This window comes from Kribbella sp. NPDC051587 (assembly GCF_044453945.1).
GTDB lineage: Bacteria > Actinomycetota > Actinomycetes > Propionibacteriales > Kribbellaceae > Kribbella.
In genome coordinates this window covers 1-9077 of sequence record NZ_JBITDE010000022.1, presented here as the reverse complement: position 1 = coordinate 9077, position 9077 = coordinate 1, and the positions used below count along the sequence as shown (strand labels likewise).

The 9077-nt window shown below is 68.9% G+C and carries 7 protein-coding genes; 1 reads left to right on the top strand and 6 read right to left on the bottom strand.

Going from position 1 to position 9077, the window contains the following annotated elements; genetic code table 11:
* Positions 1–110 precede the first annotated feature (110 nt).
* From ACIA49_RS40745 to ACIA49_RS40730, 4 genes are read right to left on the bottom strand one after another with little or no spacing between them, the layout of a single operon-like run.
* Positions 111–1265, bottom strand: a complete 1155-nt coding sequence (locus tag ACIA49_RS40745) for a Dyp-type peroxidase (protein ID WP_396383723.1) — start codon at positions 1263–1265, stop codon at positions 111–113.
* Positions 1262–1780, bottom strand: coding sequence for a copper chaperone PCu(A)C (locus ACIA49_RS40740; RefSeq protein WP_396383775.1), 519 nt, complete (start codon positions 1778–1780; stop codon positions 1262–1264). The genes ACIA49_RS40745 and ACIA49_RS40740 overlap by 4 nt, the downstream gene beginning before the upstream one ends.
* Positions 1781–1840: 60 nt before the next feature.
* Entirely contained in the window at positions 1841–4648 is a 2808-nt protein-coding gene (cphA, locus tag ACIA49_RS40735) for a cyanophycin synthetase (protein ID WP_396383722.1), read from the bottom strand.
* Positions 4645–5709 carry a cyanophycinase gene (locus ACIA49_RS40730; RefSeq protein WP_396383721.1) on the bottom strand — a complete coding sequence of 355 codons (1065 nt, stop codon included), beginning with the start codon at positions 5707–5709 and terminating at the stop codon, positions 4645–4647. The genes cphA and ACIA49_RS40730 overlap by 4 nt, the downstream gene beginning before the upstream one ends.
* Before the next feature lie 78 nt (positions 5710–5787).
* Here ACIA49_RS40730 and ACIA49_RS40725 point away from each other — a divergent pair, with 78 nt between their 5' ends.
* Positions 5788–6558, top strand: a complete 771-nt coding sequence (locus tag ACIA49_RS40725) for a hypothetical protein (protein ID WP_396383720.1) — start codon at positions 5788–5790, stop codon at positions 6556–6558.
* Between the two features lie 41 nt (positions 6559–6599).
* On the opposite strand, the gene ACIA49_RS40720 is transcribed toward ACIA49_RS40725, so the two are convergent.
* Positions 6600–7964: a glycoside hydrolase family 16 protein gene (locus tag ACIA49_RS40720; RefSeq protein ID WP_396383719.1), complete on the bottom strand. Its 1365-nt coding sequence runs from the start codon at positions 7962–7964 to the stop codon at positions 6600–6602.
* Positions 7965–8030: 66 nt separating this feature from the next.
* Positions 8031–8903, bottom strand: coding sequence for a GNAT family N-acetyltransferase (locus tag ACIA49_RS40715; protein ID WP_396383718.1), 873 nt, complete (start codon positions 8901–8903; stop codon positions 8031–8033).
* Between the last annotated feature and the right edge of the window lie 174 nt (positions 8904–9077).

The window sequence follows — 9077 nt, the reverse complement described above, 5'->3', positions numbered from 1 at the left end:
CCCCGGCAAATCTCGGTGGGCAACCCTGCGGGTGGAGGGATATCCCCTCGGGTGGTGGGTTGGCCGGAGGGGGTGTGGGTGGGCGGCGCTGGGGTGGGAGGTGGTGCGGGTTAGAAGAGGTGTTGGCCTAGCCAGGTGCCGGGCTGGAGGCCGGGTGGGATGGCGAAGACGGCGGAGCCGATGGTGGTGGTCCACTCGTTGAGGGCGTCGGCTGCGTCGAGGCGGGACAGGAGCGGGAGGAACTGGCCGGCGATGTCGGCCTGGTAGCTGAGGAAGATCAGGCCGGACTCGCGGGTGGTGCCGGTGTCGTGGACGTAGTTGAGGCCCTTGCGGAAGATCCGGCGGCCGTCGTTCTCGGAGTGGTGCGAGAGGCGGGCGTGGGCGTTGGCGGCGATCAGCTGGTGACCGTCGGCGTCGCGGGCCTCGAGGTCGAGTTCGTCGTGCTCGGCGGTGCCGGTGAGGGGTGCGCCGGTGCTGAGTTTGCGGCCGACCGCGCGTTCCTGTTCGGAGCGGGTGAGTTCGTCCCAGGTGTCGAGGTTGAGCTTGATCCGCCGTACGACGAGGGTCGTGCTGCCGTCGGGTGACCAGACGGTCTCGTTGAACTCGGGTGTGCCGACCGCCGGATTGCCGGTGCCGTCGACCTGGCCGAAGAGGTTCCGGCCGGTGACCGGTTGTCCGTCGGGGCCGGTGCTGTTCCAGAAGCCGGTCTGCCGCCAGGCGGGGGTCGCGAACGGCTTCGCGTCCGCGACCAACCGCCGTACGGCGTGGACGACGCTGAGCTCGTCATCCGCGCCGACAAGGATGAGCAGATCACCACCTGACCAGGCCGGCTGCAGACGGTCGTGCCGCATCACCGGTAGATCGTCCAACCCGGCCGGCTTGTTCCCGGTCAACTCGAAGACGCGCGGCCCGAAACCCACCGTCGTGGTCAGCGCGACATTCGCCACCGCCAACTCGGGTGCCGTGTCCCCGGGCGCCGCCCGACCGTTGCTCAGCGCAACGATATCCGCCGACCACAACCGCATCAGCCGTGCGAGGGCAGCCTTGTCGGTGTCAGCCTTCAGCGTGAACGCCACCAGCTCCCCATGCCGTGGCGAGGTCGCCACGATGCCCGGCTGGTGGTCGCCGTACGGCGAGATCAGTCGGCTCACCGGCGCGGGTGCCGGTGGTTCCTTGTCGAGGGCAACGACCGCGCCGCCGGTGACCGCAGCACCGGCCGCGGCCGCTCCGGCGTACCCGAAGAGCTGTCGACGCGACGGTTTCACTTGGGGGTGGGCGTGGGGTGGTAGTGCTCTTCTTCCTCGGTGAACGCCTTCACCGGGACCGTCAGATCATGCGTGGTGTTGTCGGAGAACTTCAGCGTCAACGGAACCTCGTCACCAGGCTTCAGCGGGTTCTTCAGCTCCATCAGCATGATGTGGTCACCACCGGGCGACAGGTGCGCGTGCGAGCCGGCCGGGATGTTCACCCCACCGGCCTTCTCCTGCATCACCATCTTGCCGTCCTTCATCGCCATCTCGTGCAGCTGCACCATCCCCGCCACCGGAGAGGTTGCCGAGATCACCTTGATGTCGGCGTTGCCCGGGTTGGTCAGCGCCATGAACGCGGCCGTCATCGTGGTGTCCTTGGTGCCCACCGTCGCGCGCACCCACGCGTCCTCGACGAGCACGCTCGGCGTCACCGCGGCGGCCTGACTGGCCGGCTCGGGGGACTCCGTCGATCCGCACGAGGACAACAGGACCGGGAGAGCAACGGCGATCGTGGCCGCCAGCAACTTCATCTTCACGCAACGCCAACGACCCTGGGCGCTACCGAGTTCCGTTGCTCTCCATCGGTTTGGTCACTCCTGCGGTACGTCGGCCTCATCCGGCTTCACGAAGTCCGGATCGCCACCCTCGTCACCCGAACGCGCACCCGCCTGGGCGAGGTGCGAGACGGACTCGAGCTCGGTCAGCACGGTCTGGTGCTGGTCGACGCACAGGACGACCAGGTCACCACGGTTCGACCGGGCCAGTGCATGCCGGATCGCGGTCAGCTCGTCGATCACGATCTCGACCTGACGGCACCTGGCGCCGTCCTCCATCGCGCGCCGTACTCCGACCGCGATCAGCTCGGCCAGCTCACCACGCTGCCGGCCACGCAGGCGCGCGTCCTCACGGACGATCAGTACGTCGAAGTGCTGCGCCGCGACCTCACCGAGCTCGAGGATGTCCTCGTCGCGCCGGTCACCCGCGGTCGCGATCACACCGATCCGGGACGGCCGCCCGAGCTCCGACGACGCGATCAGGCTTTCGCCGAGCCGGTCCACGAAGTCGCCGAGCATCCGCATCGCGGGCGCGTTGTGGCAGTAGTCGACGATGACCGTGCGGCCGTCGACATCGATCTCGTTGAGCCGGCCGGGGGACAGGTAGTACGACGTGTTGAACGTCCGCAGGCCCTGCCGGATGTCGTGCAGCGGCGCACCGGCCGCGAACGCGGCGGCCGCGGCGGCCATCGCGTTCTGCACGTTCATCATCGCCCGCCCGCCGAAGGTTGCCGGGAGCAAGTGGGTCCAGGCCAGCTGCATCGACCGCCGCCCGTGCTTGACCACGATCATGTCGCCGAGGTCGGAACGCTCGAGCACGACCGCGCGACCACCGCGCCGGCAGTGGCCCTCGATGTACTCACGGACCTCGCTGCCCGGCTCGGCCATGCTGAACCACACGACCTGTCCCGAACACTTCCGCCGCATCTTACGAACCAGCGGGTCGTCGGCGTTCAGTACGGCGTACCCGGTCCGCGGCACCGCCTCGACCAGCACACCCTTCACGTCGGCGAGCTGCTCCAACGTGTCGATCCCGCGCAGCCCCAGGTGATCGGGCTGCACATTCAGTACGACGGCGATGTCGTTCCGCTCGTAGCCGAGTCCCTCACGCAGGATCCCACCGCGGGCGACCTCGAAGACCGCGAAGTCCACGCGCGGGTTCTGCAGCACCATCCGGGCCGACTTCGGGCCGGAGGCGTCGGACCGGATCACCAGGCGCTCGTCGATCACGATGCCGTCGGTGGACGTCATACCGACCTTGCGGCCCATGCCCTTGAAGACGTGGCTGATCATCCGCGAGGTGGTGGTCTTGCCGTTGGTCCCGGTCACCGCGACGATCGGGATCCGGCTGGTCGCACCGGGCGGGAACAGCATGTCGACGACCGGCTTGGCGATGTACTGCGGCTCGCCGATCGTCGGGTTGGTGTGCATCCGGAAGCCCGGCGCGGCGTTGACCTCGCAGATCGCGCCGCCGGTCTCGCGCACCGGCTGGGTGATGTCGGGGCAGATGAAGTCGATGCCGGCGATGTCGAGCCCGATCATCCGGGCCGCCTCCTCGGCGATCTCGACGTTCTCCGGGTGCGCCTCCCAGGTCCGGTCGATCGAGATGCCGCCGGTGGACATGTTGCCGGTGAGCGTGAGCTTCACCGTCACGTCCTCCGGCGGTACGTCGTCCAGCTCGAACCCCTGGTCGCGGACCAGCTGGCGGGCGGCGTTGTTCACGGTGATCCGGGTCAGGATCTTCTCGTGGCCGACACCGCGGCGCGGGTCGGCGTTGGTGATCTCGACCAGCTCGGCGACCGTGTGCACGCCGTCGCCGACCACGTGCGCGGGGACGCGCTCGGCGATGGCCTCCATCCGGCCGTTGATGATCAGGCAGCGGTAGTCCTTGCCGACGACCATGTTCTCCACGATCACCCAGCCGCGCCGCGACTGCTCGGCGGCGATCGGGAACGCCTCGCGGACGTCGTCGGCGGTCTTCAGGTTCAGGCAGACGCCGCGGCCGTGGTTGCCGTCCAGCGGCTTGCAGACGACCGGGTACCCGATCTTGTTCGCGATCGAGACCGCCTCGTCGACGGTGCGGATCGACTCCGAGCGCGGGACCGGCAGACCGGCCGAGGCGAGCAGCCGCGTGGTCAGGTCCTTGTCACTGGCAACGTCGACCGCGATCGATCCGGTCTCCGAGGTCATCGTGGCCCGGATGCGCTTGGCGTGCACGCCCTGCCCGAGCTGCACCAGGCTGGCCTTGTTGAGCCGGATCCACGGGATGTCCCGGGAGACGGCCTCGTCGACGATCGCCTGCGTGGACGGACCGAACGCCGTCCGCTCGGCCTGCTTGATGAACTTCTCCAGCTCGACGGTGAAGTCGAACTCCGGGTCGGTCTGGACGAGGTTGTTCACGAACCGCACGGCCAGCTCACCGGCGGCCAGCCCGACCGCCTCATCGGCGTACGCGTAGACGATGTTGTAGCGGCCCGGGTGGCCCTTGACCTGGCGGGTCTTGCCGCGCCGCATGTCGTGGCCGGCCTCCTGCTGGAGCTGCAGGGCCACGTGCTCGGCGATGTGCCCGAGCCAGGTGCCCTCGTTCAGCCGCTCGATGAAGCCGCCGCGGCGCCCGCGCGAGCAGTGGTGCTGGTCGAGGCGCGGCAGGTGTTCGAGCAGCTTCTCGGTGAAGCCCGGGATGGTGTTCGACGGGAAGCTCTCCAGCGATCCCAGGTCGACGACCAGATGGATGGCGGGGTCGTAGCTCCACACGTTCGGCCCGCGGTAGACGCGGGTCTCGATGATCTTGAGGTCCGGGCTCGGCGTCCCCTGGGTGTCGGTCGGTGCGGTGGTTTCGGTCATGCGGGCCCACTGTCTGGCTCGAAGCGGTCGGGGGTGTCGAGTTCGGCGCCGGCCGTGATCGGCTCGGTCGCCTCCGGTCTGGACTCCCCAGCAGCCACCGGTCGTGCAGTCTTCGCCGTACGACGGCCGGCGCGCTTCTTGCGATCGGCGTAGTACTTGGGGGAGACCCCCTCGGCGGCGATCTCCTTGGCCAGGTTCCGCAGGTCGGCCTCAGCAGCCGCCAGCCCGGCGATCTCCTCGGCCGGCGGCTGCGGCCCGTAGGACAGCAGCACCCGGGCCTGCAGATCGAACGTCGCCGTCGCCGGCAGCACGTGCAGCACCACACCAGACGCCAGGATCGGCTCCGACCGCTTCGCGTAGTGCGCGTTCGAGTTGATCCGGCTGCCGTCGAAGATCGTCACCGCACCACGGCCGACGACCTCCAGATGAGTCCCCCGTACGACGGCAGCGGTGTCCTCGTCGACCCCGATCCCGAGCAGACCGGGGGACTGGGCAACGAGCGACAGCAACCGCCCGTACCGGTTCCGTTGCGCGAAGTGCTGATCGACGATCGCGCCCTGGACCAGCCCGAGCCCGTTCGACAACTGACTCATCCGCTGCCGCGGCGTCGCCCCGGACCGCCCGAAAGCGATCATGTGCTCGGCCAGGATGCTCGCTCCCGCCGACGTCCCACCGACCGCCGCACCTCGCGCGTGAGCCGCGGTCACGGCGCGGCCGAACGCCGTACCGGTGACGACCCCGGCCAGCTTCAGCTGGTTGCCGCCGGTCATGAAGATGCCGGTCGCGTCATGCAGCGGAGCGATGAACGCCGGGTCGTCGGCGTCCTCGCGGTTCTCCGGACGGACCCCGACGACGCTCTGGGCACCCAGAGCCGCGAACAGCGCGTGGTAGACGTCGACCACGTCCGGCCCGAGCGCCGACGCGGTGGGTACCACCACGATCCGCGCCTTGGACCCACCGGCAGCCTCGACGAACTCCTGCAGCACCGTGCGCTTCTTCAGCTTGTCCTCGGCACCGCCGATCGCGAAGAGAGCTCCCGGACCACCCTGCTGTTCAGACATAGGCGAAGGATAAGTGGTGGTCTGCAACAAGGTGCAATTCACTGGGCGGGAGCTTGCCGGTACTGACATCCTCGATCGGTGAAGAAGATCCTGATGCCGGTCCTCGTGGCCGGAGCCCTCGTGCTCCCGGCCGCCTGCGGCTCCGCAGATGCCGGGAAGAACACCTCGGCCGACTCCCAGCCCAGTACGCCGGTCGCGGTCGGCCTGACCCAGGCCGATTTCGCCCCGAAGGTCCTGGCGGCGATGCGCGCGAAGGGCACCTTCCGGACCGTCTCGGTGAACGACGACGAGGGCGACAGGACGACGTACACCACCGACGTCAAGCTCTCCGCTGCCGACTCCGAGCTGTCCGGGAGGTCCGACGGGACCGGCGAGGACGCGCTCGGCGCGATCCGGGCCGGCGGGCAGGTCTATGTCAAGAGCCCGCAGGTGAGCAAGTACGAGGGAGCGCCGTGGGCGAAGTACGAGCCGAAGGCGACCGACCACCGGGGAATCCTGAACGCGACGCTGATCCGGCTCGCCCTGATGCAGTTCACGACGCACGACCTGGTCGGCGGCGCGCCGTACGCCACCGGTTTCAGCTCGGCGCCGGCCGGCGCCGCGACGGTCTACTCGATGAAGATCAGTCTCTCCGACGCCGCCGCGGCCAAGGCCCTGGGCGCGTTTCTGACGGCCGATCAGGCGTCCGGCCTCGAGGGCAAGACACTGACCGTCAACGTGACGGTCGGCAGGGACCTGCTGCCGACGACGATCGACTTCACGGACGACGGCGCCAAGGTGGTCACGTCGTTCAGCAAGTACGGCGACCCGGTGACGATCAAGGCACCGGCGGCGGCCGAGATCGCGTAGTACTGGAAGGGTGGTGCGGGTCAGCACCACCCTTCGCATGGTCAGTGGCCGAAGGTGAACCAGTTGACGTTGACGAAGTCGGCGGGCTGGCCGCTGGTGAAGGTCAGGTAGACGTCGTGGACGCCGGTGACCGCGGAGATGTTGGCAGGGATCGAGCGCCAGGACTGCCAGCCGCCGGTGTTGCCGACGGCGAAGCTGCCGATGGGGGCGTTGGTGCGACTGTCGAGGCGGACCTCGACCAGTCCGGAGACCCCACTGCCAGCGCCGGAGGCTACTCGGGCGGTGAACTGGTGTGCGGCCGTGCTGGTGAAGTCGAGGCCTCGGTAGAGCGCCCAGTCGCCGTTGCCGACCTGCATCAGGTTCTGGCCGCCGCCGCTGTCGGTGGTGGTCTCGACGCCGGTCCCGCTCTGCTGCTGGGCGGACTCGGCCTGAATGGTGCTGTACGCGCTGCCGCCACCTGGGGGCGGTGAGGTCGGGGGAGTGCTGCCGCCTTTGGAGGTGACGGCCACGTAGTCGACCACCATCGGGCGGTCGGGCACGGTCTCGGCACGTGGGGTCGGTCCGTTGAGAGCGTCCGGGAACGCGCCGCCGATGGCCAGGTTCAGCAGCACGAAGTAGCCGGCGTGCGAGGTCATGTTCGCCCAGGTGTCAGCCGGTAGCTGGCCCTGGCTGATCGAGTGGAACTGCTGACCGTCGACGTACCAACGGAACTGGTTGGGCGAGATGCTCGTGTCCCACTCGAAGCGGTAGGTGTGGAACGCGGACTGGCAGCTCGAGCCCGGGCACGCGCGGCTGGCGCCGAGGCCGGTGGTCTCGTTGCACGGGCCGGCTGGGTTCACGCCGCAGTGCAGCACGCCCCAGACCGAGTTGATCCCGTTGACGTTCTCCATGATGTCGAACTCGCCGATGCCGGGCCAGTTCCAGTAGTTCCCGCGGTACGGCGACCCGAGCGCCCAGAACGCGGGCCAGTAGCCGAGGGCCGCGTTGCCGGTGACGTTCGGCATCTGGATCCGGCTCTCGATCGCCAGGACGCCGCCGGCCGGGGGCTTGAAGTTGCTCCGCTGGGACTCGATCCGGCCGGAGGTCCAGTTGCCGGCGCCGTCGCGGCGCGGCGTGATCTTGAGGTTGCCGGCGCCGTCGAGGCCGAGGTTGTTGGTGCTGTTCGTGTAGTTCTGCACCTCGCCGGTACCCCAGTTGGCGGGGCCGCCGGGGTAGGCGTGGCCGGTGTCGATGATCCAGTTCGCGCTGGACGGCAGGGTGTTCGCCGGGCCGTCGAAGTCGTCGGCCCAGACGGTCGACCAGCCGGCCGGTGGTGGTGGGGCGCTCGCCTGCGCGACGACGGTCAGCGAGGCGGCGATCAGCAGCGGCGCGGCGAGGGCGGTGACGAGGAGCGGGCGGAAACGCATGGCGACCTCCGGGGGCGGGGTGAGGTTGGTGCCAATGTGAGCGCTCTCACACGCGGTGTCAACAGCTCAGAGCATGAGTCGATGCACCGTCGTGCTGCGTCGGACCCGGAGACCGAGGTGTTCGTACATGGCCAGCGCGCCGGTGCCCGAGTGGGTCCACAGGATCAGGCTGTCGCGCCCAAGCTGGCGGAATTCCGCGCACGTCCGGTCCAGCATTGCCCGGGCGATCCCACGGTTGCGGTGGTCCACACCGACCGCGAGCTGTTCGACGTACCCCTCCTCGCCGTCGAGCGCGATCACCAGGCCGACCACAGAGTCGCCGTCGTACGCGAGAGTCGAGGCGGCCGGGAGGAAAGCGGGGCGGGCGATGGTCAGCTCGGCCCACTCCTCGAAGGACTTGCGGCGCTGCTGAGCACCGAAGACGTCCTGCGCGAGCTCGTACACCTCCTGCGCCCGCTCGGGCTCATAAGGTGCGAGCCGAATCCCGGCCGGCGGCTCCTGCGGCTCAACGGTGGCGAGTGGTCGTTCGAGAAGCCAGTTCGTCGCCAGTACGTCGTACCCGCGCGACTGCATGAGCGCCGTACCGGCTTTGTCCGCGTCATCGACGGTCTGCGCGATCCACTCGCTACCGACGGCTCGCGATCGCGCCTCAGCCCAGCCGAGCAGTTGCGTCCCGAGTCCCTGACCCCAGTACGACGGATGCACATCAACCTGCGCGCGCTTCCCACCGTGATTCCACGCCCACCCGGCGACCTCACCATCCGGCCCCTCAGCCACGAGCGTGTCGACCGCCAGATCGATCAACGGCCGCCGCAGATCCGCCGCCACCCGATCCGCCACGGTCTCAGCCGACCCATGCCACCCGACCTCACCCGCCGCGATCACCCCACAAATCGCCCGCGCGTCCGCAACCCTCGCCGCCCGCGTCCTGAACCCCATGACCCCCAATCGTAGGCCCAGCCACCCGCCCCCCTTTGGTGGGTGCACTCACCAACCTGGAGGTTCCCCCACCGAATTCCGGCTCTTGTGACGTATGTGTGGGTGTTGTTGCGTGCCTGAATGAGCACACGCCGTTCTCTGCCTAGGTTTCTGAGCTGTCGAGGAACAGGAACC